Source organism: Nostoc sp. MG11, from assembly GCF_014904695.1.
Taxonomy (GTDB): Bacteria; Cyanobacteriota; Cyanobacteriia; order Cyanobacteriales; family Nostocaceae; genus Komarekiella.
Window position 1 is genome coordinate 60,958 of the sequence record NZ_JACXXN010000016.1, and the last position, 22,749, is coordinate 83,706.

Genomic DNA, 22,749 nt, shown 5'->3' on the forward strand with positions numbered 1-22,749 from the left:
GAAATTACGTGATTTAGAGCTTATTAATGATTTCCATGACCTCTTTTGATCATCCACCGAGAATATTGTTTTTATATGGCTCTTTGCGAGAGCGTTCCTATAGCCGCTTGTTAGCAGAAGAAGCAGCTAGGATTATTGAGGAATTTGGTGCAGAAGTTCGATTTTTTGATCCTCGTGATTTGCCGATTCACAACAGTGTGCCAGAGACTCATCATAAGGTACAGGAATTACGAGAATTGAGTATATGGTCTGAGGGTCAAGTCTGGTCTTCTCCTGAAATGCACGGCAATATTACTGGCATCCTCAAAAACCAAATTGATTGGATTCCTTTAAGTTTAGGAGCAGTTAGACCAACTCAAGGAAAAACTTTAGCAATCATGCAAGTAAGTGGTGGTTCTCAGTCTTTTAATGCTGTGAATACGCTGCGAATTTTGGGGCGTTGGATGCGAATGTTTACGATTCCCAATCAATCTTCGGTGGCGAAAGCTTATCAGGAGTTTAACGAAGATGGAACTATGAAAGATTCAGCTTACCGCGATCGCGTTATCGATGTGATGGAAGAACTTTACAAATTTACGCTGCTGTTGCGTGACAAGGTTGATTACCTAACTGATCGCCACAGCGAACGTAAGGAAAAAACAGCATCATAAACCATCAAGGTAGCGAATAATGCGCTGGAAGTTAATGCAAATAAAAGTTCATAAAAGTTTTCTTTTGCCAAATTATCAACAACCAAAAATATCATGAAAAAAGTAATGTTTGTTTGCAAGAAAAATTCCAGACGTTCCCAAATGGCAGAGGGTTTTGCTCGTACTTTAGGAGCAGGCAAAATTGCTGTTAGTAGTTCCGGGTTGGAATCAAGTCATGTAGACCCCAAATCTGTTGATATCATGTCTGAAATTGGCATTGATATTAGCAATCAAGCCTCGAAACCTTTAAGTGATTTCAATCCCGAAGATTACGATGCAGTGATTTCTTTATGCGGTTGTGGGGTAAATTTACCCGAAGCGTGGGTGTTAAGAGATGTATTTGAAGATTGGCAACTCGATGATCCAGAAGGGCAATCAATTGAAACCTTTCGCCGGGTTCGAGATGAAGTAAAGGAACGAGTTGTCAAGTTAATTGAATCTCTTAGTTAGCTCATACGTATTAACTTAATTTGTACCTAACATTATCTTGTTCCTAGAACATCGATTCAGTATTCAAGATAGGGGCGATAAAAACCGATTATTTCGTAGAGACGTTGCAATGCAACGTCTCTACAGGGTTTCGGGTTTTATTTATGTACTTCATTTACTCGTTGTAAGCTAGTTTGCGGGTGGCTATGACTATCAATTAGGTTAGCGATCGCTCGAATTAATTTAGCTGGCTCCACTGGCTTAGTGATATGCTGCTGAAATCCCGCAGCGATCGCCTGTTGGTAATCAACTTCACCAGCGTAAGCAGTTAGGGCGATCGCCGGCATCCCTCCCAGTTCTGGTAGCATGGCTCTAATTTGACGCATCAGCATATAGCCGTCTACGTCAGGCATTCCAATATCGCTTAACAGCAGATTTGGCTGGAACTGAGGTATGGCTTGTAGTGCTTCCATAGCCGATGCTACCTGGATTACCTCTGCACCAGACTGCTCTAAAATGAAAGCAATCAAATCTCGTGTATCATCCTCATCATCCACAAGCAGAACTTTCACCCCATTTAGATGCACAGAATCATCGGGTTGTATATCAATCTCAAGGCTTTTGGAATTAATCTTCATTAGCGGTAGCATGACTGTGAAAGTTGCACCCTGTTCATCACCTAAACTTTCTGCTTTAACTGTGCCGCCATGCAGCTCTACAATGTGACGAACAATCGCTAATCCTAACCCTAGTCCACCGAATTTTCTAGTAGTTGCACCGTCAGCTTGGCGGAAGTAGTCAAATACATAAGGTAAAAAGTCAGGACTAATTCCCTTACCTGTATCACGCACTTGTAGCTGAGCGTGAGAACCAGAAGCCGCTAAACTGATTTCTACCTGTCCGCCTTGGGGTGTAAACTTAATGGCGTTGGAAAGCAGATTCCAGATGACTTGCTGTAAGCGATTTGAATCACCCGCAACGTGTCCTATGTGCGGTTCAAACACAGTTTGCAGATTAATTGATTTGGCTTCAGCGGCTAGACGCATGGTTTCTATGGCTGCGGCGATCGCAGATGTCAGATTCACTGGACTAACATTCAGGCTAAGTTTGCCTTGCAGAATGCGAGAGACATCTAGCAAATCTTCGATTAGTTGGGTTTGTAGCTGGGCGTTACGCTCAATTGTTTCGAGAGCGCGATCAGTGGTTGCTTGATCATACTTTTTAGTTCGCAGTAACTTCGACCAGCCCAAGATGGGGTTTAGCGGCGTGCGGAGTTCGTGGGAGAGAACTGCCAAAAATTCATCTTTGATCCGATTAGCTTGGACTGACTGCTCTTTTTCTCGCTGTAACGAAGCCATTAGCTCAGCGCGTTCCAGAGCAACAGCAACCTGATCTGAGGTTGCTTGCAGCAGAGCAATTTCATCTGGGGTGAAGTAGGTACGGGTGCGACTGGCAAAGGAGAGTACGCCAAGCAACTTTCCTTGAGCGATTAATGGTTGACCTGCGTATGCTGTGATGTTTAAAGAGCAGAGGATGTGTGCTCTGGGATGGGTGGAGTGTAGCACATCGTTGACAACAATTTGACGTTGTTCCTCTGCCACTACTCCGCACATTCCTTCATTAAATTCCAGGTATTCAATTTCTTGAAATACTTTATCATCAATGCCACTGCAAGCTACTAACCGCAGTTTTTGGCTATTTTCATGCGTATCGATGAGATAATGAAAGTAAAAATCCAAATCCATCTGCGCCGAGAGTTTGCTAAACAAGCTGTTCATTAGATCTAACGGACGCTCTGTTGATAGCAAATCACTGGCTGTTTCAGAAAGAAGTTTGAGTCGTTCACTACGCTCTTGCAAGGCTTGCTCGGCAAGCTGACGTTCACGAAGGGCGCGTTCACGTTCGGTGATGTCAACTGCAACTCCTCCCACCAAGTGATGCCCAGACGTCTCGGCAACTGGAAACTGATATACCAAAAATTCACCAATCGTGCCATCTGTGCGTGGAGCTGACTCCATTGCCTCAACAACTTGATTTGTCTCCACAACCGTTTTAATATTATCGAGGAATGGCTGAGCGATTTGGGCAGGGTATAGCTCAAAGATATTTTTGCCGATCGCCTTGTTTGTTGATAAATTTAATGTCCGAAAATAAGTTTGATTCAGGTAGAGTACACGCCCGTCTACATCTGTAATCCAGGCGGCGGCTGGACTATTGTCCATAAAAGCTTGAAATCGCTCCTCACTCTGGCGCAGCGCTTTTTCAATATGCTTGCGATCGCTAATATCAAGAATGAATGCGACTGATTTGTGACGAGCTTCTCCTAATAGGGAGTAACCAACTACAACCGGCACATGAGAACCATCCGGGCGAATATATTCCTTCTCATAAGGAGTACAAGCTCCCTTCGCTTTGGCTTCGGCGATCGCTAGTTCATCTAAATAAAGGTACTCAGAGGGCGTCATATCAATCCAGCGTAGTCTGCCTGCTTGGAGATCCTCACGGGTATAACCGACAATTCGCAAGAACTCATCATTGGCTTGACTGATGCCACCATCTACATCACCAAAGAGAATTCCTACTACATTCGCTTCCACAAAACTCCTGAGTTGCTCCTCACTAGCTTGCACCGCTGCTTCTGCTTGCTTGCGAGCGGTGATATTCATCATGCTCACCAATACACTGTCAAATTTGGCAGTTGGCGGCCCAAACGTAATTGTAAACAGGATGTTGAGGCGCTCTCCCTGAAGAGTTTGCAGAATTGTTTCCGATTCAAAGTATGTTTCTCCATCAGTAATTGCCAAGAGTTCTTTAGCAAATACTTCTAGGGTTTCTGGTACAAATATTTGGTGAAGCGAAGCCAGAAGGTCGTTTTTGGCTTGAGCGCCAAACATTCGCATCGCTGCATTATTTGCGTTGACAATTTTTACCATGCCAACCGCTTGTTGAATGAACTCAGGATGTTCAGCAAAAAAGGTGCGAAAGTTCTGGACGCCTTGCGCTTTCAAATCATTAAGCGCTGCTTTAACAAGAGAAAAATCTTCTTCAAAAATCGACACGCCTGTAGCTTCAAAGATATAACGGTATTTTTTCTCCTGTTCTTGTAGCGCCGCCTCTACGTGTTTGCGTTCGCTGATATCTGTAGTGCTACCAACTGTGCGTATCGGTTGTCCATCAGCATCCCGCTGCACCACTATCCCTTGATCTAGCACATAGATGTACTGATTCTCCTTGTTGCGAACTCGATACTCACTGACATAGCGATCGCTATTTAGCAAGACGACAGCTGCATCGGCCTGTATCTGCTGTAAATCCTCTGGATGGATAAGCTCGCGCCACCATCTGCCAGTTGGTTCGGCTTCGGCGAGGGAATAGCCCAAAATTCGGGTTAAACCCTCGGTTCTTTCAACCTTATCCTGCTCTAGATTCCAGTCATAGATTAGACAGTTGACTGCGGCTGCGGCTAACTCAAAACGCTCGTTAGCTAACCGCAAGCGCTCCTCTTTTTCTTGCAAGGTTCGTTCTGCTAATTTGCGATCGTGTAACGCGGCTTGCCGTTCGCTCAAATCAATCACAAAGCCAATAAACGTTTCTTGAGTGTCTCCCACAAAAGCTGAACCGAGCAAAACGGGAACGCGAGAGCCATCTTTGCGAATATATTCCTTTTCAAAAGGCTGACATATACCGATGGTTTTGAGTTCTTGTACTGAACTCTCACTCAAATGAAGATGTTCAGGTGGGGTCATCTCACGCCAGTTCATGCGGTGAGTGAACAAATCTTCTTGCGTGTAACCGACCATCTTCAAAAAAGCATCATTTGCTTCAATGATCGAGCCGTTGATATCGGTGACGATAACCCCAATGATATTGGATTCTTGCAGTCGGCTAAATCGCATTTTGCTGTTTTGCAGCAACTTCAAGCTGATCTCTGCCTTGCATCTGGCAGTTCGCAACTCTGAGAAAAGTACGGTAATTAAGAAGGATACTAATGAAAACGTAGTTAATCGTACTAAGACGCTCAGGCTAACAATATTGAATGCGTAGACTGGCTCGATTAAAAAGTAGAAGACAACTATAGCAGATAGGGCGATCGCTAACACTCCCGGAAGTATGCCGCCATACCAGGCACTAACTGCCACAGCAGCATAAAATAATGTAAATACACTCGGCTCAAAGGCTGGCTGTAGCAGTGGTGTCAGTAGTAGCGCCGCTGTGACTGCCAAAATCATTACACTATAGGTTAGTAACTGAGAGCGGATCATCAACATTTTTTCGGGTGCTGTTAGCGTCATCTCAGAAGTTCTCCCTCTGCTCCGCTTGTGGTAGATACTGCCTCAGTAGTGTATTGCCTGGTTCACCCATCTTCTGTAACATTTCTTCGATTAGCTTGAGTGCCATCTGTGATGGCATTGCATATCCGTTTTCCCAGCGATTGACTGTTCGCAGCGAAACGCCTAACTTGGCTGCAAACTTTTCTTGAGACAGATCGAGTTGCTGCCGAAGTTCACGGATTAAATCTGAGGTTTTGAACGGCTTTCTTAATTCCATAGTAGGAATAATAGGACAAGTGTCGCGTCATTTGTCTCCAGCTTGAGGAAGAATTTGTGTAGTGTTGCGAAGACTTGTTGAGGACATTACTGTGTATCTAAGTTTTATCCGACACTTTGCTTTTCTATTTTTTACCAAAATATTATCGCTTTTAGCAAAAAATACCTGATTTTTTAATTTTTCCAATTTATCTAGTTTTGCAGATATGTAGTTAATTTTACTTCTAGGGCAGGATGGCAATGGCAAAGTGATAAAGCTAGGATATGTTTTTAACTATTGCCTATGCACAAATGTTGTGATTAATCAACACCCTGAAAAATTCCTAAACACTCAACTAGAAAAAGCTTCAGGTGAAGGCTATAAATTTAGTTGGTTTGATTGGTTCTGTATCTGGTATCCTCCAGGCTGGTTGATTTTATTCAACCGCCACTGGCAACACTATCACGCCGATCCAGATGGTTGGAATTGGTTAGAATATGGATTATTTTTAATTCCTGGTGGATTTTATCTAGCATTGCTGATGCGTTGGTTGCGTCTTGGTTGTCGTTCACCACGACAGGAAGTAGGAGAATTTAATCCAAAATATCAACAAGCCTTTAGTGAAGAAGTTCTTGGTTTTATAGTTAAATATTATTTTCGTGGAGAATTGCAACAAATTGACAACTTGCCACAAACAGGTTCGATGATTGTGGCGATGAATCATGCAGGGATGTGTTTTCCTTGGGACTTTTTGACCTTGGGTTATCTGTTAGGTACACGAGGCTGGGTAGTGCAACCTTTAGCAGGTGTATCATTGTTTGAGCATCCTTGGGTGATTTGGTGGCTACCACCCAAATGGGCACAGGTTTTAGGTGCTGTGCGAGCAGAGTTAGGTGATTTTGAAGAGGCGATCGCAACGAACACCCAAGGTAAAATTCTTTTATACGCACCCGAAGGTTTACGCGGCCCTCTTAAAGGTTGGGGAAGACGTTATCAACTGCAAAAGTTTGATGTCAGCTTTATTCAACTGAGCGATCGCTATCACGTTCCCATTCTCCCAGTTCTTTGCATCGGTAGTGAATCTTTACATCCTTGGGCAGTTAATCTCAAAAAGTTGCAGAGATTATTTCAATTACCATTCTTACCATTCTCGCCCTTAATGCTTGTCTTGATTTTGTTTCCCTCAATGGGAGTTTGGGCAATGAGAACACGTCTACGTTACTTTATTCAACCTTTGCAAAAGGATATTAATTCAAGCAAAGGGCGTACAGCAGCTTATCGACAGGCACAACAACTACGAGAAAAACTGCAACTTCAACTTAATCATTTACTTGGCAAACCGATGAAGCGTTGAACTTGAACAAATATATCAGGAAAGGCTAGGGGAGCAATAGTGCCTGTGGTTAGTATTAGTTCAGTTGCATATTGGCCATTTTTTAAGTCTCGAAATACATGCAACTGAGTAGTCTTAAGGTTGACAACCCAATATTCAGCAATACCTGCTTGGGCGTAAATATCTTTTTTCTCACTTAAGTCTTTGCTCAAGGTAGCCTTGGAGAATTCGATAATCCAGAAGATGTCTTCGGGGTAAGGGTGGTGTTCTAGGTAGACCTCACCTAAAGGTTTGACAATGGCAATATCAGGAACGGGTTCTGAGTTATTGGGGAGGGTGATGGGTTTAGCATCACGAATTTTTGCCCGCTCACCAAGTACTGTTCGCAGATAATCTGCTGCTTCTGTGCTGTAGTAGGCGTGAGGTTCTCGTTCTGGGGGCATAACGATCAGTTCTCCGCGCCATAGTTCGATAGGCTGATCCTCAAAAATGCCTGCTTCTATTGCTCGGTGATAACGTTCAATTGTCCATTTATAGGTAGTTACAGTCATAACGCTTTGTTTAGCTTTGCTCTACCGCAAGACAAGAGGATTAGTTTGATTTTATTCTATGGGGCAAATTCACTTAACTTGTGATTATGCTAAACTGACTCCACTGAGGAAGCGCCGAAGCGATAGCCTTTGCCGTAAACTGTGTGAATTAATTGAGTTTCTCTACCTACCTCAATTTTACGGCGCAGCAGGCGAATTAATGCCGCTATGACGTTGCTACTGGGTTGTTCGTCATCTTGCCACAGATTTTGCAAAATCTGGGCGTGAGTCAGCAGTTGTCCAGTGTGTTCCATAAAATATTGTAGTAGCTGGCTTTCTTTTTGCGACAGTTCAATGATTCGTCCTTGACGATAGGCCACTTGATTTTCATAATCAAGTTCTAAATCCGCTACAGTCAGCCTTCCGCTGATGGTGTCATAGGTTTGGGAACCAGAACGACGCAACAAAGCACGAACTCGTGCTAGTAACTCCCGTAGTTCAAACGGTTTTACCAAGTAGTCGTCTGCACCAGCATCTAAACCTTCTACACGATCATCTAGAGTATCTTTGGCTGTGAGAAACAGAACCGGAGTTGTTTTGCCTTGGCGTCGCAATTCTTGACAAATTTCTAACCCCGTTTTTCCTGGCAGCATCCAATCTAAAATTAGGAGATCATAATTGCCTGCTTGTGCATGCTCGCTACCGCTTGCTCCATCATAAGCGGCATCCACACTATAACCCTCACGACTTAACAAGCGACTTAAAGGGTCAGTTAGTTCAACTTCATCGTCAACTAATAAAATTCTCATGCTGCTTGTGGTAAGCATATAGAGATATTCTCATTAATGAACCGCAGAAACGCTAACAAGGATACTAAGAAAAAGAATGCTGACAGTTGCATTGCCAAAAGGGGAACTACTTAAAAATAGCATCCGCCTACTACAATCTGTAGGATTAGATTTTAGCGCCTTTTTAGATTCAGGAACTCGTCAACTGCAAATTCCTGATGCTAGCGGACAAGCCAAAGGGCTATTAGTACGGGCGCAGGATGTGCCAGTGTATGTAGAATATGGTCAGGCACAACTGGGTGTTGTCGGTTACGATGTGCTGCGAGAAAAGCAGCCGCAAGTTGCACATTTGGTAGATTTACAGTTTGGGCATTGTCGGATGTCAGTAGCGGTAAAGGCATCCAGTTCTTACCGATCGCCTTTAGATTTACTACCGAATGGCCGAGTTGCTTCTAAATATGTGAATTGCGCTCGTGAATATTTCCACAGTTTAGATTTACCTGTAGAAATAGTACCACTGTATGGTTCAGTAGAATTAGGCCCAATTACAGGTATGTCCGAGGCGATCGTAGATTTAGTTTCTACGGGGAGAACTTTGCGAGAAAATGGTTTGGTTGAGATTGCCACTTTGTATGAAAGCACAGCCCGATTAATTGCTCATCCTCTGAGTTATCGCCTGAATACAGGTAATCTCAGCGATGTGATTAGCAAGCTGCGAGAGACGGTTTTAGTGGAAATTTAAATTGATGGATAAACAAGTTGGTCGTAGTAAGGACTTTAGTCCTGATTGTTCTGAGCACTAAAATGCTTACTACAAACCCTCAAAGCTAACTTGACAAGTACTAGTAACCCTGAATGACAAAATCCGTAGCGGTAAGAATATAATTACTAGTCAACTGAGTAAGTAAACCGCCGTCGCCAAAACCGGATGCCGTCCCATTTGAGTTGTAAAACAACTTTCCAGTCACCGAATTGTAGACAATAGCAGCGCTGCTAGTACCCTCAACATTGGTAGTCACAATACTAAAATCAGTGGCATTACTCAAACCTGTGCCTACATCCGAAGTAATCATACCAAAGGTGCTCTTACTCAATACAATCTTGTCACCTTCAGAATGATTGAAGTCAGTGATGATATCTTCACCAATAGCCGTAGTCGTAAAGGGCGTAAATGTATTGTAAAAGAAGCTATCTGCACCCTTACCACCAATCAGGACATCATTGCCTGCATTACCCGTAAGAGTATCATTGCCAGCGCCACCGATGAGCACATCATTGCCTGTACCTCCCCGCAGCAGGTCGTTACCACTTCTGCCGTGGATAGTGTCATTACCCCCCTGACCATTAATCACATCAGCGGAGTTATCAAAACCGATGATATCGTTATCGAGGTCATTGAGGAAGGTGACAACGTTTCGGGCGAACAGGGTAGTTTGGGTGGAGTTGGCATTAATGACATCAAAACCGTTGGTGATGGTAGTCTGTCCGTCAAACAGAATATTTCCCCGTGCTGCTGTTGAGCCATAAGCTGCTTGATTCTCCAGGTTTTGTAAGTCAAAGTTTTGCAGGGTGACTAAAGTATTTGCTACGCCTTCAAAGGTGATTTCTAAATTGGTGCCATTTTGAGTCAGTTGCAGATTTTTGGCAATCAAGCCAGTGCCGTTAAATTGCAGTGTGTCTAAATTGGCAAGCACCGCCGCTGAAGGATTTGCCCCTGTGCCAAAGCCACCAAAACCAATGATGGTGTCATAGCCACTGCCAATAGACAGTGTATAGTTGCCATTGTATGTCTCAATAACGCGTTCATACCCACGGTCAGTGGTTTTGGTTGTCAGATTCCCGTCGTTGTCGTATGTATAAGTGATGATAAACTGACTAGCATTAACTTGTTGTCTTTCATATATTAAGTTGCCTGTGTCATCGTATCTATATTCAGATGAACTATGGGGATCGATCTGTTCAAATATTAATCTGCCCTGGTCATCATAAGTAGAAAGAGGATAGCTGTAGGAGCCAGGATAGGGATAACCATTAGATAGGTCAATCAAATTGCCCTCGCCATCTACGGTATATGCCATAAATTTGATTTGGGTGTACTGAATTACTGAGATTATATTGTGTACTAAATTACTCTCCTAAAAGATAAATTTATGAGTGGCGAATTGAGTATTAAATAGAACTACAGCTTATAGCGATCGCATAGATATCGGTAAATCATAAAACTGTTGAAGTTCTCAGTCCCAACAGTAAAACGGCATCGCAGTGTCAATTTACGTTAAAGTTTTAGAATATAAACACAAAAAAAGCCTGAAAATCACAAGGCGATCCTCAAAACTTTGAACGTGGCTTGTTCTTAAGTATTGCTTATTCTTTTACCGAAACAGTGCTTAGTCACAGAAGTTCAAAGCGACGGCTTGAGCCAGTATGACTTCCTAGTGAGTAAATTTAGCACTCAGGACTCAGTACTTTGAATAACAGCATACTTTAAGTTTAATAAAAAAAGTTAATGAAAGCTGAACGCACTGATGAAGCGGCGAGACTAGAGGCTCTCCGCCAGTATGAAATTCTTGACACCGAACCTGAAGCAGCTTATGACAGCCTTGCCCAATTAGCCGCATATATTTGTGGCGCTCCCATGGCCTTGGTAAATTTCATTGATGAACATCGTCAGTGGTTTAAAGCAAAAGTAGGTTTGGATGTACCAGAAATGCCCCGGAATGTCGGGTTATCTTACCTTTGCCAAGAACGGCGCGATATTGTGGTAGTTACGGATACATTAGCTGACGAAAAGTTGGCAAAGAATCCGGTAGTGACTGCCGAACCTTATGTGCGGTTTTATGCAGGTGTGCCCCTGATTACTCCAAAGGGAGATATGTTAGGAACTCTGTGTGTGCTTGACCGAGTTCCACGGGAACTGAGCCAAAAACAAATAGAGGCACTTCTGGCTCTAAGTCGTCAAGTGATTAGCCAGCTAGAACTGAGGCGAAACTTAGCTGAAGTATCCCGTTATGCTGAGGAACTAGAGCAAGCTGAGACATCTTTACGCCAGAGCGAAGAACGATTAAAACTAGCGTTGAAAACTGCGAGACTCGGTTCCTGGCAACTTGATCTGAAAACGCAGGAATTGTCTGCATCTAATCAGTGCAAGCTTAACTTTGGTTTGCCCCCTGAAGCTGAGTTTTCCTACAATATGCTGTTTGAATGTATCCACCCCGAAGATCGCGCCTACGTGCAGGAATCTGTGAAACAAGCTTTGGAAAACAAGACAGATTATGAGGCAGAGTACCGCAATATCTGGCCTGATGGTAGTGTTCACTGGTTGTTAGCACGGGGTCGAGGAGTTGACGAGGTTAATGAGCCGGCTCGAATGATCGGTGTCACACTTGATATTAGTGAGCGCAAGCAGGTAGAAGAGGAATTCAAGCGGCAAAATCGGCGATCGCAACTATTTGCAGAAATTACTGTAAAAATTCGAGAAACTTTACAAATAGAGGAAATTCTCCACACTACGGTTACAGAGGTACAAAAACTACTACAAGCTGACCGAGTGTTGATTTTTCAACTGTGGGCTGATGGTTCAGGAACAGTGGTACAAGAGGCAGTATTGCCTGGTTGGCTGGCAATTTTGGGACAAAATATTGTTGACCCCTGCTTTAAAAAAGAATACTTAAAGAGATATCGTCAAGGAAGAGTCAGTGCGATCGAAGACATTGAAAGTGCTCATATTCGACCTTGCCATCGAGAATTTCTCCAGCAGTTTGCCGTTAGAGCTAACCTTGTAGTACCGATTCTTCTTAGAGAAGGCATTTGGGGCTTGTTGCTAGCTCATCAATGTGCCACTCCCCGACGATGGAATAGCTCTGAGACAGAGTTATTACAGCAACTAGCTAACCAAATTGGCATTGCTATATCCCAAGCGCAATCGTTAGAAAAAGAAACTTGCTACAGTCAGGAACTCGCCCGTTCTAATGCTGAATTGGAACAATTTGCTTATGTCGCTTCCCATGACTTGCAAGAGCCGTTGCGGATGGTGACTAGTTATTTGCAACTGCTAGAGCAAAGATACAAAAGCAAACTAGATGCCAATGCTGATCAGTTCATCGCCTACGCTGTAGACGGGGCACACCGAATGCAGACTCTAATCAACGAGCTGTTGAACTATTCACGCGTTAGTACCCGTGGACAGCCTTTTGTACCAGTTGATTGCAGTACTGTTTTAAAGCAAGCGATCGCTAATCTCCAAGTGGCGATCAAAGAAAGTGGTGCAATTGTCACCCACGACCCTCTACCCGAAGTAATAGCTGATGCTACTCAACTGACACAGGTTTTCCAAAACCTCATCAGCAACGCCATCAAATTCCGTCAAAATCTAACTCCACAAATTCACATCGGGGTAGTCAAGGGGGGGGGTACAGACGCGGATAGAGAGAGTTTAAATGTTATCCCAGCAAAAGATGAATGGTTGTTTTGGGTGCGCGACAATGGAATTGGTATAGAATCCCAGTATGCCGAACGCATTTTTGTAATTTTTCAGCGCTTGCACGGTAGAGCCAAGTATCCTGGTACTGGAATAGGTCTAGCAATTTGTAAAAAAATTATCGAACGTCATGGCGGCAATATCTGGGTTGAGTCGGAACCGGGTCAAGGCTCGATTTTCTACTTCACAATTCCAGATAAAGCAGGTAAACAATCGTGAGTCTAGAATTAGCGATTATGCCCATAGAGGTTTTGTTAGTAGAAGACAATCCTGGCGATGCCCAACTCACGCGGATCGCCCTGGAAGATAGCAAAATCTCAATTCATCTAAATGTGGTCGAAGATGGAGTAGAGGCAATGGCATTTTTACGAAAACAGGAAAAATATGCAACAGCAGCACATCCAGATATTGTACTACTTGATTTGAACCTGCCCAAAAAGGACGGGCGGGAGGTGCTGGCAGAAATCAAAACGGATGTAAACCTTAGGCGTATTCCTGTAGTAATTCTGACGACTTCCCAAGCCGAAGAAGATATCCTGAAAGCCTATAACCTCGCTGCCAACTGCTATATAACTAAACCAGTTGACTTCGATCAATTTGTTAAAATCGTACAATCAATAGAAAATTTTTGGTTTGCGATCGTAAAACTGCCACCGGAGTGATGGTAATGGCAGCTAAAATCATTAAAGTTTTGTTAGTAGAAGACAACCCTGGTGATGTCTTATTGTTACAAGAATTTTTAAAAGAAGTTACCACAACTAGGGTTGAATTGATGCCGGTTGAGTCGCTTTCTCAAGCGCTCAATTATTTAGCAAAAGCAAGTTTTGATGTAATTCTGTTAGACCTATCATTACCAGATAGCCAAGGGCTGGAAACCTTTGTCATAACTCATCATCAGGCAAAAGCAACTCCGATCATCGTATTGACAGGTATAAACGATGAAACCCTAGCAATTAGGGCCATGCAGGAGGGAGCGCAGGATTATTTGGTAAAAGGGCAAGTAACTGGCGACTTGCTGGTACGCTCCATGCGTTATGCAATTGAGCGTCAACGAGCAGATGACGCACTGCGACATAGTGAGGAGCGATTTCGGGTCGCTCTAAAAAATTCCCCAATCTTTGTCTACCACCAGGATAGGGAGTTACGTTATACCTGGGTTTATAACCCTTCCTCTGGGTTAACTGTTGAGAACATGTTGGGCAAACAAGACTCGGATATCATGCCTGCTGAAGATGCCCAACATCAAATCTCGATTAAAAATAGGGTGCTGACTACTGGCATAGGTACGCGAGAAGAAGTATCTATTACCACTGCAACTGGAACTGGATATTACGATTTGACAGTAGAGCCATTGCGGAATGAATCGCAAGAAATTGTAGGAGTGACTTGCGCTAGTATCGACATTAGCGAACGCAAACTGGCTGAAGAAAAAATTCGCGAACAAGCAGCATTACTTGATGTCACCACTGATGCAATTTGCGTGCGAGATTTAAACAATCAAATTCTCTTTTGGAACAAAGGCGCAGAAACACTTTACGGTTGGCGAGCTCAAGAAGTCTGGGGCAAAAATGCCAGTGAGCTTTTGTATGACGAATATTCGCCAGAAATGGAAACGGCTCTATTGCAAGTCATCAGCAAAGGTAAGTGGCAAGGGGAGTTAAGTAAACTTACCAAAACTAACAAAGAAGTTCTTGTAGCTAGTCGCTGGAGTTTAGTATGCGATCAACAAGGAAGTCCCAAATCAATTCTCACTGTTGACACGGATATTACCGAGAAAAAACAACTCGAAGCTCAATTGTTTCGTGCCCAACGTCTGGAAAGTATTGGTACTCTGGCTAGCGGCATTGCTCACGATCTCAATAATATCTTGACGCCGATTCTGGCAGGCGCACAACTGCTACCGCTGAAATTTCCCGATGCTGATGAGCGGACTCATCACCTTTTAGAAATTCTGGAAATGAACGCTAAACGCGGAGCCGATTTAGTCAAGCAAGTTCTATCTTTTGCGCGGGGTGTGGAAGGGAAGCGCATCACTTTGCAACTCAGACATCTGATTATGGAACTTGCCAAAATTCTCAAAGAGACATTGCCAAAATCCATCGAAATCTGCACTGATGTACCACAAGATTTGTGGACGGTTTCTGGAGATAGCACCCAAATCCATCAAGTGCTGATGAATCTCTGCGTCAATGCCCGTGATGCTATGCCCAATGGCGGTACTTTAAAAATCTCTGCTGAAAATGTGTTTTTTGACGAAAATTATGCCCGGATGAACCTGGAAGCCAAAATTGGACCATACGTAGTGATTACTGTTTCCGATGCCGGAGTTGGTATTCCTGCGGAAATCTTAGATAGAATTTTCGAGCCATTCTTTACCACAAAAGAAGTGGGAAAAGGCACGGGTTTGGGACTTTCTACCGTGATTGGGATCATCAAAAGCCACGGAGGTTTTGTAAAAGTATATAGCGAAGTGGGAAATGGCACTCGTTTTCAGGTATATTTACCAGCCGCAGAGGGAATAGAAAAACTCAGCCTTGATAGCTGGACACTACCCAAAGGTAATGGAGAATTGATTCTGGTTGTAGATGATGAACCTGCCATTCAAGAGATTACTAAGACATCGCTGGAAACTCACAACTATCAAGCCATAATTGCTAATGATGGCATTGAGGCGATCGCACTATATGCCAAACACATGGACGAAATTAGCGCCGTACTGATGGATATCATGCTACCGACGCTAGATGGTTTAACCGCCATCCGTACTCTGCAAAAAATCAACCCACAAGTCAAAATTATTGCCACCAGCGGACTCATGTCTAACAATAAGATAGGCACAATAGCTGATATTGGTGTCACTACGTTTTTGCCAAAACCCTATACTGTCAATGAATTATTGCTTGCTTTACAGAAAGTAATGTCGTGACAAGCTGTGCTGTAATGGAGCGATCGCCAGAAATTGCTATGATTGAGCATCGATTAACATACTTTTTTTAGGGTTCCTATGTATACATGATCGGTGGAAATAGCTGAACGATATGTCCTTTGATAACCTGTGCAAACTGCTATCTGAAAAATATCCTGATCGCTTCGCCTCATGGGTGCTGGGAACACCCCAAAGCTCAGTCACAGTTCTCAAAACCGAACTCAGCATTGAACCGATTCGAGCAGATTACGTTACCTTCTTACAACTGCAAGGGCAAATCTTGCACCTGGAGTTTCAAACTAAGCTAGAATCTAATCCGCCACTACCGCTACGAATGCTCGATTACTGGGTGCGGTTACATCGCCTTTATCGCTTACCAATTACCCAGGTCGTTGTTCTACTACTGCCTCCATCTGAAAATACAGTAATTGAAACCGCCTTTGTGGCAGCAACAACCCGTCATGAATATCGCGTTATCCGGCTATGGGAAGAAGATCCAGCAATTTTCCTAAGCGACCCGGCATTATTGCCCCTTGCGCCTTTAGCAAGTGCAGCGTTTCCAGAACAATTACTGCGGGAAGTAGCAGGGCAAGTCAATCTATTAGAAGGCAATCAATTACAGGAGGTTTCGACCTACACGCAGATTTTAGCAGGGTTAAAATTTAAGAAAGACTTGATTCGTCGAATATTTCGGGAGGGTATGATGCGCGAGTCGGTAATTTACCAGGAAATTTTAGAAGAAGGGCGGCAAGAGGGAGAACGGCTAGGGCGGCAAGAGGGAGAACGATCACTCGTCCTCCTCCTCTTAGAACAACGAGTTGGGCAGTTATCGCAAATTGAGCGATCGCGTATTTCTACCTTAAGCTTAGAACGACTAGAAGCTTTGGCATTAGCGCTACTGGATTTCTCATCAATGGCAGATCTCACAGCTTGGCTTAAGCAAGAGGAAGCATCGTAGTTAGTTGCGTGATTGCAAAAAGAACTAGGAATTAGCTAAAACCGATATCTGGACTTAAAATTTTTGGATAAATCAAAGTTAACATCGGGCGATCGCAACTCAGTGTGAGCTAGTAGTTATATCTACACATTAAATCGGAATAACAACACATCCCCTTCCTGCACAACGTACTCTTTTCCTTCACTACGAACTAACCCTTTTTCCTTCGCAGCATTCATAGAACCAGTTGCTACTAAATCTTTATAAGCAACTGTTTCAGCGCGAATAAATCCTCGCTCAAAATCAGTATGAATTACACCAGCGGCTTGGGGTGCAGACATCCCTGCATGAATTGTCCAAGCACGGGTTTCTTTGGGGCCACAAGTAAAATATGTTCGTAAACCTAAAAGAGCGTAAGTAGCACGAATTAAAGATTTCAAGCCACCTTCTTGCACACCCAAAGATTCGAGGAAATCGGCTTTATCTTCTTCTGGTAATTCTACTAATTCAGCTTCAACTTGAGCTGAGACTATCACAACTTGGGCATTTTCTGTTGCTGCAATTTCCCGGACTTTTTCGACAAAATCATTACCTGTTGCCAACTCATCTTCAGACACATTGGCGGCGTAAATAATTGGTTTATAAGTGAGTAAGTCTAATCCTTTAATAATCTCTGTTTCTTCTTCACTTAAACTTACCTGTCGTACAGATTTACCTTCATTTAAAGCAGCAGCTAACTTTTCCAATACTGTTACTTCAAACTGTGCATCTTTGCTGGTACGAGCTAATTTGCGGGTGCGATCAATTCGTCGCTCAATTTGGGCTAAATCTGATAAACCCAATTCTATATTAATGATTTCAATATCTCGCGCTGGGTCAACAGAACCAGCAACATGGATAATATCATCATTCTCAAAACAACGGACTACATGGACAATAGCATCTACTTCCCGGATGTGGGACAGGAATTGATTACCTAGTCCCTCACCCTGGCTTGCACCTTTAACCAAACCAGCAATATCCACAAACTCAACACGCGCTGGGATAATTTGTGCCGAACTGGAAATTTTAGCGAGAACGTTTAACCGCTCATCCGGTACTGCGACAACGCCGACATTCGGTTCAATCGTGCAAAAAGGAAAGTTAGCTGCTTCAGCTTTGGCGTTAGCAACTACAGCATTAAATAAAGTAGATTTTCCGACGTTGGGAAGTCCGACAATTCCGGCTCTTAGCATTTTGGATTTTGGATGAAAGTACAAAGATAATTAAACAGGTTCAGGTATGGTTTGGGGAATTGGCCCTGGAACCGGCTGGGGAATGGGAGCGGGTACTGGTTCTGGTACGGGATCTGGTAAGGGTTGGGGAATCGTTGGCCCTGGTGTAGGTTCAGGAGTTGGTAGGGGATTCGGCTCAGGAGTGGGTATCTGGGGTTCAGGTATGGAAATAGCAGTGGGATTAATCATGATCGGTCTAAATTAAATTATTCGACTTTCTCAAGCTAGATGACAACCTCAAATTCTGACATCCCCCCAAATAGCTATACCCAGCCATACTATCTGTTTCTAATTCGTTAATGCTTATTTTTTGTTTATAATTCTCTAACTAGCAAATAACCTGTGAGCCAATTTTTGATGTCGCATTTGAGCAATATCGATCGCAGGAGTACAAGACCACATTTGATCTAGGCTTAAAGATGCAGCTATTTGATAGGCTGCTTCAATATCGGGTGCTAGCTGAAGCAAGACTTGTTGTGCTTGTAGGTGTCCCAGAACGCTCAAGCGAATAGCAGCCCCCAATAAACCTGTAATGAAGCTATGCAAAAAAGCTAATACTGTATCCTGTTCACTCAAAAGAGCGACTCTACCAACTACGGCAAACACAACCGGGTGTAAGCAGTGAATTTCCCCTTTAGCCGCATCTAGATTGAGGGTTGTTAGTTGAGAGTCTTGCCAAGTCGCACTAGCAACCATTAACAAGGCGCGTCCGCTTTTGCGTGCTGTTTCGCGGGTTTTTTCAATCAGGGTTTGCGCGAACAGTTGAGCATCTGCGTGTCGCACAGCTGCTAAATCAGCGATCGCACTTCCTCGATAAGCATGAATTAAGGCTACAATATCCGTCGGCCCGATCTTATTACGCAATAGTAACCGCAGAAAAGTTTGCAAGTCTTGTGCTGAGTGCAGTTGTCCTTCTTGCACCAAAGCTTCTAGTCCGTGAGATAGGGTAAAAGAACCAGAGGGGAAGAAAGAATCAGATAACTGCATTAGGGCAAGTTTTTGAGACGTTACATGTAGAGACGTTACATGTAACGTCTCTACAGGGTTTCGGGTTTTATTTATGTATTTCATTTACCTGAAATCTGCTGTAATTACGAATTATTATGCTGGTGTGTGTGTTCCGAGGCAAAGTGTTCTTGAGGCGATCGCCATTCGTAGTCAATCTGTAAGCCAGGAATAGAAAAATTGCGGATGGTTGCTTCTATCACTTCTGTATCTATTACTAACTCGACGTAGATTTTGCCATCTTCGATAATAATCGGCCAGTGGTGATTGCCTAAAACATGACCTAAATGAACCAAATCAATAGCGCGATCGCGTAGTTTTTTTAAGGAAGAATCGTTTACTGACTCGCTAAAACTCAGTACCATCACCTTTTGCTCTTGCAGGTGAATTAGCAGTAACTTACCGTTTTGAGTTTTAAAGATATCTCCTTCTCGTAGTGACCAATCGCGATTTTTAACAATCCCAACATCCACACCAGAAGCAGCGCGAGAGTAAATTCGTCCTTTGCGGCTATCTGCTTGATTTAGATAGACTTCTAAGCAATGCTCTTTAAAGCCAACTTTTTTTAGTTGTTCAGATAAGCTAGGATTTTCTGTGATATTGCCGAGGTAAGTTTCTGCCAGTTCAATCATTGCAAAATCCGAGGTAAAACAGGTTGATGGCTTAAATTGCGAACGCAATTTAAAGCGTATTGCAGATAGTTTTTCAGTCCGTGAGTACCAGTTGCGATCGCTCTAATTAAAATACCTTTATTTTGAGGTAGAATCGAGCTTGCGACCATAACACCGGGGCAATTAGCAGCTTCTAAATCTTCTAAATTTTTACTCAATAACTGAAGGTTTCCCTGGGGTAAAATAACGATTAAATTACTTAAGACAGGAGCAGAAGCAAAGAGTTTGCAGTTTTTGAAAGCATTGTGTTTTCCTTCTAAGCGCATAGCATCGGTAAACCATAACTCTCCTTCAGAAGAAGTTACTTGTAAGCGGCTAGAGTAGTAGTCAAAATCGTAAAACTCTCCTCTAGCAATTCTCCCAGGTACAATGATTTCACTCAAAAAAAGTTTTCCTTGTGGATGACATTTAATGTGGGTTATTTGCTCAAAAGTTGCATCTTTGAAAAGAATGAGCGGTTCGGGGACAAACTCTAAAGTTGCTGCTTCGCCAATTTCAATTTCATAATGGGCAGTTGCTTTTGAAGCTGCGATCGGCATAGGATGAACTTTTGTCGCAGACTGATCGCTAAGGCAAAGATGAGTATTAGCGGCGAGTTGCAAGGAGATATTTAGCTGATCATTTGCCAGTAAGCCTGGAGAGGAACTGGTGATATAGAGATAAGTGTGATCAGGATTGGTAAGGTCAGAACGGAAGGTTCGAGAAATACCCAAAGGATAAGCAGTATACTGATGGCTGACAATCGTATGACCATTGCGATCGCACTCCAGCCTTAACTCTAAGTTTTTCGTTTGTTTTGGGATTTCCAACGTCGGCAAGTAATTCCTATGAACTATTAACACTCAGCTTTTTATTGCAGAAGGGCTGCGAAATAGAACAGTTTCCATAATAAAATTCACTACATCATCTAATCCTTTTCCTGTTTTGCAATTAGTATAAGCAATGGGTTTACCTTGTCGATATAAAGGAGCTTGTTGATGGATTAAATCTAAGTCAGCACCTACATAAGGAGCAATATCAATTTTATTGATTACTACTAAATTAGCTTGTGTAAAGCCAGGGCCTTTTTTACGAGGAATATCATCCCCCGCCCCCACATCAATTACAAAAATATATGAATCTACCAAATCGTAGCTAAAGGTGGAAGCTAGATTGTCACCTCCACTTTCAATGAAGATAATATCTAGTTGCGGGTAAAGCAACTCCAAATCTTTCACCGCCAAGAGATTCATCGATGGGTCTTCTCGAATCGCAGTATGAGGACAGCTACCCGTTTCCACGCCGATGATGCGTTCAGGAGGTAGAAAACCTCGACCTTTGAGACGGTCTGCATCTTCAGTGGTCAGCAAATCATTAGTGATTACTGCTACTTCAATACCTCTGTCCATCAAAATGGGGACGATACACTCTAGTAAAGCTGTTTTCCCACTACCGACAGGGCCTCCAATTCCTAATCTTGCTGCCGATTTCGACATGGTTAATCTCCTTATAATGCTCCATTAATTCGTCCATCAAAACCATAAATCTCGCGTTTACCAACAAACGGGACTAACTCAACTTCCTTAGCATCTTCATCTATTGGTTCAAATCTGACAGCTGTCCCGGCTGGAATATTTAAACGCATTCCTTTAGTTTTATCATTGGGACTAAATCGCTCAAATGGAACAATTATTCTTTCTTTACCCTGATAAGTAACTTCAGCAAATTGTAGTGCAGAGTTAACTTCATAAAAGTGAAAATGAGAACCCACTTGAATCGGGCGATCGCCTTTATTTACTACCGACAATATGATAATATCTCGCCCTGCGTTGATTTCGATTTCTCCGAGTTGAGTAATAATTTCTCCAGGAATCATCATGATACTCCCAATTTGAAACTTGAAAATTATAAGCGTGTCAGAGGAACAACAGACTTGCGAATTGGCTCGTGAACGGTGACTAATTTTGTTCCATCGGGAAAGGTAGCTTCTACTTGCACTTCATGAATCATTTCTGGAATCCCTTCCATAACATCCTCTTTACCTAGTAAAGTTGTTCCATAACTCATCAATTCTTCTACGGTTTTTCCTTCCCTTGCGCCTTCTAATATCGCCGCAGATATATAGGCTACCGCCTCTGGATAATTTAGCTTTAGCCCTTTTTCTCTGCGTCTCTCTGCTACTAAAGCAGCGGTAAAAATCAGTAGTTTGTCTTTTTCTTGCGGTGATAGTTGCATAATGGTTTTCTTTTTGTACTTAAGGTTTACATTATCAAACTATAAGTTCGTTTAACTGAGATTTTGCACTAGTTCCAACAACTGGCTAGGAATGAATTCTCTGGCTAATAGCTAAAGTCTTGTTTAGAAGACTAACAAAGGGTTTTAGTTAAATGCTTGGTTAATGTTATTTTTTAACGAACCGCCTTCGCCTAGCGTCTCGCAGAGGCGCAGCGAAAAGTTCTGTAGGCGGAGAGAAGTCTGAGCGCCGGCGTCCGGCGATCAGAACTTCGGAGTTTCCCAACCTAGGAAACTTTTCAAGACAGAGGACGCAGAGAGAAGAAAGAAATGCTTAACTGAACTGTATTGCATCATAAATACTTGATCTCAAATCCAAGATCTAAGTTTTTTTGTTATGGTGATCCCAATGGAATTGTTAAAAACTTAGCAAGATGTCAATCAAATGACTAGTCGATCATTTTGTATATTAAACTACAGATGCACACCGATAATTTATCTATGTGCATCTGTTTTATTACTTGTTGGGTTGGGTGATACGCGCTTCAATATCTTCCAATGTTTGTAACAATAGACGAGTTGCTTGTAATTGCCAACCCCATTTCTGAATTCTGTAAGCTAATACAGTCCCCACTACAGCTGCTAACAAGCCTATGGGTTGATTTAAAGAAACTCCCAATAACAAACCTAATCCGGCAATTCCCCAAAATGGTAAAGCTACGGCTTGTCTTTGTTCTTCAACAATTTGGGTAATTATATTAGATTTTATAGTAGCTAATAATGCCTCTTTGACTTGCCGTTGTTCTGTTGCCGATACTGTTATACCTATTTTACGACGCAGTTTTTCAATTTTACGGGCATCAGTGCTGTACTCAGTTAGTTCATCTTCTGCCATTTTCAGCAGTCGTTTGAGTTGCTCCATTGTGTATTACATCCGGTATTCTGATACAGC

22 protein-coding genes are annotated in these 22,749 nt (G+C 42.8%); 8 read left to right on the top strand and 14 right to left on the bottom strand.

Annotated features, from left to right (window positions below; genetic code table 11):
• Positions 1 to 35 precede the first annotated feature (35 nt).
• Complete coding sequence (gene arsH / locus HCR01_RS21435) at positions 36 to 650, top strand: arsenical resistance protein ArsH (RefSeq protein ID WP_193198095.1); 615 nt, start codon at positions 36 to 38, stop codon at positions 648 to 650.
• Positions 651 to 743: 93 nt separating this feature from the next.
• Complete coding sequence (gene arsC, locus HCR01_RS21440) at positions 744 to 1,139, top strand: arsenate reductase, glutathione/glutaredoxin type (RefSeq protein ID WP_193198096.1); 396 nt, start codon at positions 744 to 746, stop codon at positions 1,137 to 1,139.
• A 137-nt stretch (positions 1,140 to 1,276) separates the two neighbouring features.
• Here the strand turns inward: arsC and HCR01_RS21445 are convergent, their stop codons facing one another.
• Together HCR01_RS21445 and HCR01_RS21450 are read right to left on the bottom strand one after the other, a co-directional pair.
• A complete protein-coding gene (locus tag HCR01_RS21445; RefSeq protein ID WP_193198097.1) occupies positions 1,277 to 5,410 on the bottom strand; it encodes a PAS domain S-box protein in 4,134 nt (1,377 codons plus the stop codon).
• Between the two features lies 1 nt (position 5,411).
• On the bottom strand, positions 5,412 to 5,666 hold the full coding sequence (locus HCR01_RS21450; RefSeq protein ID WP_193198098.1) for a helix-turn-helix domain-containing protein: 255 nt from the start codon (positions 5,664 to 5,666) through the stop codon (positions 5,412 to 5,414).
• A gap of 295 nt (positions 5,667 to 5,961) precedes the next feature.
• On the opposite strand from HCR01_RS21450, the gene HCR01_RS21455 reads away from it, so the two are divergent.
• Positions 5,962 to 6,999, top strand: coding sequence for a 1-acyl-sn-glycerol-3-phosphate acyltransferase (locus HCR01_RS21455; protein ID WP_193198099.1), 1,038 nt, complete (start codon positions 5,962 to 5,964; stop codon positions 6,997 to 6,999).
• Here HCR01_RS21455 and HCR01_RS21460 read toward each other — a convergent pair.
• Entirely contained in the window at positions 6,969 to 7,529 is a 561-nt protein-coding gene (locus tag HCR01_RS21460; protein WP_193198100.1) for a Uma2 family endonuclease, read from the bottom strand. The two genes, HCR01_RS21455 and HCR01_RS21460, sit on opposite strands and share 31 nt — an antisense overlap.
• 89 nt (positions 7,530 to 7,618) lie before the next feature.
• Complete coding sequence (gene rppA, locus HCR01_RS21465) at positions 7,619 to 8,317, bottom strand: two-component system response regulator RppA (RefSeq protein WP_193198161.1); 699 nt, start codon at positions 8,315 to 8,317, stop codon at positions 7,619 to 7,621.
• A 76-nt stretch (positions 8,318 to 8,393) separates the two neighbouring features.
• On the opposite strand from rppA, the gene hisG reads away from it, so the two are divergent.
• Positions 8,394 to 9,038, top strand: coding sequence for an ATP phosphoribosyltransferase (hisG, locus tag HCR01_RS21470; RefSeq protein WP_193198101.1), 645 nt, complete (start codon positions 8,394 to 8,396; stop codon positions 9,036 to 9,038).
• 100 nt (positions 9,039 to 9,138) lie between these two features.
• Here the strand turns inward: hisG and HCR01_RS21475 are convergent, their stop codons facing one another.
• Positions 9,139 to 10,374: a calcium-binding protein gene (locus HCR01_RS21475; protein ID WP_193198102.1), complete on the bottom strand. Its 1,236-nt coding sequence runs from the start codon at positions 10,372 to 10,374 to the stop codon at positions 9,139 to 9,141.
• A gap of 428 nt (positions 10,375 to 10,802) precedes the next feature.
• Here HCR01_RS21475 and HCR01_RS21480 point away from each other — a divergent pair, with 428 nt between their 5' ends.
• The 4 genes from HCR01_RS21480 to HCR01_RS21495 all read left to right on the top strand — a co-directional run bounded on the left by HCR01_RS21480 (position 10,803) and on the right by HCR01_RS21495 (position 16,657).
• On the top strand, positions 10,803 to 12,992 hold the full coding sequence (locus HCR01_RS21480; protein WP_193198103.1) for a GAF domain-containing protein: 2,190 nt from the start codon (positions 10,803 to 10,805) through the stop codon (positions 12,990 to 12,992).
• Between the two features lie 17 nt (positions 12,993 to 13,009).
• Entirely contained in the window at positions 13,010 to 13,435 is a 426-nt protein-coding gene (locus HCR01_RS21485) for a response regulator (RefSeq protein ID WP_226889525.1), read from the top strand.
• A 5-nt stretch (positions 13,436 to 13,440) separates the two neighbouring features.
• Positions 13,441 to 15,699, top strand: coding sequence for a response regulator (locus HCR01_RS21490; protein WP_193198105.1), 2,259 nt, complete (start codon positions 13,441 to 13,443; stop codon positions 15,697 to 15,699).
• Positions 15,700 to 15,811: 112 nt separating this feature from the next.
• Positions 15,812 to 16,657: a DUF4351 domain-containing protein gene (locus HCR01_RS21495; RefSeq protein ID WP_193198106.1), complete on the top strand. Its 846-nt coding sequence runs from the start codon at positions 15,812 to 15,814 to the stop codon at positions 16,655 to 16,657.
• 122 nt (positions 16,658 to 16,779) lie between these two features.
• Here HCR01_RS21495 and ychF read toward each other — a convergent pair whose 3' ends face one another.
• From ychF to HCR01_RS21540, 9 genes are all read right to left on the bottom strand, one after another.
• Positions 16,780 to 17,871: a redox-regulated ATPase YchF gene (gene ychF / locus HCR01_RS21500; protein WP_162398383.1), complete on the bottom strand. Its 1,092-nt coding sequence runs from the start codon at positions 17,869 to 17,871 to the stop codon at positions 16,780 to 16,782.
• Positions 17,872 to 17,901: 30 nt separating this feature from the next.
• Positions 17,902 to 18,099: a hypothetical protein gene (locus HCR01_RS21505; RefSeq protein ID WP_162398384.1), complete on the bottom strand. Its 198-nt coding sequence runs from the start codon at positions 18,097 to 18,099 to the stop codon at positions 17,902 to 17,904.
• A 135-nt stretch (positions 18,100 to 18,234) separates the two neighbouring features.
• The gene (locus HCR01_RS21510; protein WP_193198107.1) at positions 18,235 to 18,981 is read right to left on the bottom strand and encodes an urease accessory protein UreF; all 747 of its coding nucleotides are present in this window, start codon (positions 18,979 to 18,981) and stop codon (positions 18,235 to 18,237) included.
• 20 nt (positions 18,982 to 19,001) lie between these two features.
• Complete coding sequence (locus HCR01_RS21515) at positions 19,002 to 19,547, bottom strand: urease accessory protein UreE (RefSeq protein WP_193198108.1); 546 nt, start codon at positions 19,545 to 19,547, stop codon at positions 19,002 to 19,004.
• A complete protein-coding gene (locus HCR01_RS21520) occupies positions 19,544 to 20,395 on the bottom strand; it encodes an urease accessory protein UreD (RefSeq protein ID WP_226889519.1) in 852 nt (283 codons plus the stop codon). Before HCR01_RS21520 ends, HCR01_RS21515 begins: the two co-directional genes overlap by 4 nt.
• 33 nt (positions 20,396 to 20,428) lie before the next feature.
• Positions 20,429 to 21,061 carry an urease accessory protein UreG gene (gene ureG, locus HCR01_RS21525; protein ID WP_193198109.1) on the bottom strand — a complete coding sequence of 211 codons (633 nt, stop codon included), beginning with the start codon at positions 21,059 to 21,061 and terminating at the stop codon, positions 20,429 to 20,431.
• 11 nt (positions 21,062 to 21,072) lie between these two features.
• The gene (locus HCR01_RS21530; protein ID WP_413773960.1) at positions 21,073 to 21,444 is read right to left on the bottom strand and encodes an urease subunit beta; all 372 of its coding nucleotides are present in this window, start codon (positions 21,442 to 21,444) and stop codon (positions 21,073 to 21,075) included.
• Positions 21,445 to 21,470: 26 nt separating this feature from the next.
• Positions 21,471 to 21,800: an urease subunit gamma gene (gene ureA, locus HCR01_RS21535; RefSeq protein ID WP_193198110.1), complete on the bottom strand. Its 330-nt coding sequence runs from the start codon at positions 21,798 to 21,800 to the stop codon at positions 21,471 to 21,473.
• 514 nt (positions 21,801 to 22,314) lie between these two features.
• On the bottom strand, positions 22,315 to 22,719 hold the full coding sequence (locus HCR01_RS21540) for a hypothetical protein (RefSeq protein WP_193198111.1): 405 nt from the start codon (positions 22,717 to 22,719) through the stop codon (positions 22,315 to 22,317).
• Positions 22,720 to 22,749 lie beyond the last annotated feature (30 nt).

Coding starts and splice junctions, on each gene's coding strand:
- arsH (WP_193198095.1), top strand. CDS start 36: ATGACCTCTTTTGATCATCCACCGAGAATATTGTTTTTATATGGCTCT.
- arsC (WP_193198096.1), top strand. CDS start 744: ATGAAAAAAGTAATGTTTGTTTGCAAGAAAAATTCCAGACGTTCCCAA.
- HCR01_RS21445 (WP_193198097.1), bottom strand. CDS start 5,410: ATGACGCTAACAGCACCCGAAAAAATGTTGATGATCCGCTCTCAGTTA.
- HCR01_RS21450 (WP_193198098.1), bottom strand. CDS start 5,666: ATGGAATTAAGAAAGCCGTTCAAAACCTCAGATTTAATCCGTGAACTT.
- HCR01_RS21460 (WP_193198100.1), bottom strand. CDS start 7,529: ATGACTGTAACTACCTATAAATGGACAATTGAACGTTATCACCGAGCA.
- rppA (WP_193198161.1), bottom strand. CDS start 8,317: ATGAGAATTTTATTAGTTGACGATGAAGTTGAACTAACTGACCCTTTA.
- hisG (WP_193198101.1), top strand. CDS start 8,394: ATGCTGACAGTTGCATTGCCAAAAGGGGAACTACTTAAAAATAGCATC.
- HCR01_RS21475 (WP_193198102.1), bottom strand. CDS start 10,374: ATGGCATATACCGTAGATGGCGAGGGCAATTTGATTGACCTATCTAAT.
- HCR01_RS21480 (WP_193198103.1), top strand. CDS start 10,803: ATGAAAGCTGAACGCACTGATGAAGCGGCGAGACTAGAGGCTCTCCGC.
- HCR01_RS21485 (WP_226889525.1), top strand. CDS start 13,010: ATGCCCATAGAGGTTTTGTTAGTAGAAGACAATCCTGGCGATGCCCAA.
- HCR01_RS21490 (WP_193198105.1), top strand. CDS start 13,441: ATGGCAGCTAAAATCATTAAAGTTTTGTTAGTAGAAGACAACCCTGGT.
- HCR01_RS21495 (WP_193198106.1), top strand. CDS start 15,812: ATGTCCTTTGATAACCTGTGCAAACTGCTATCTGAAAAATATCCTGAT.
- ychF (WP_162398383.1), bottom strand. CDS start 17,871: ATGCTAAGAGCCGGAATTGTCGGACTTCCCAACGTCGGAAAATCTACT.
- HCR01_RS21505 (WP_162398384.1), bottom strand. CDS start 18,099: ATGATTAATCCCACTGCTATTTCCATACCTGAACCCCAGATACCCACT.
- HCR01_RS21510 (WP_193198107.1), bottom strand. CDS start 18,981: ATGAAATACATAAATAAAACCCGAAACCCTGTAGAGACGTTACATGTA.
- HCR01_RS21515 (WP_193198108.1), bottom strand. CDS start 19,547: ATGATTGAACTGGCAGAAACTTACCTCGGCAATATCACAGAAAATCCT.
- ureG (WP_193198109.1), bottom strand. CDS start 21,061: ATGTCGAAATCGGCAGCAAGATTAGGAATTGGAGGCCCTGTCGGTAGT.
- HCR01_RS21530 (WP_413773960.1), bottom strand. CDS start 21,444: ATGATGATTCCTGGAGAAATTATTACTCAACTCGGAGAAATCGAAATC.
- ureA (WP_193198110.1), bottom strand. CDS start 21,800: ATGCAACTATCACCGCAAGAAAAAGACAAACTACTGATTTTTACCGCT.
- HCR01_RS21540 (WP_193198111.1), bottom strand. CDS start 22,719: ATGGAGCAACTCAAACGACTGCTGAAAATGGCAGAAGATGAACTAACT.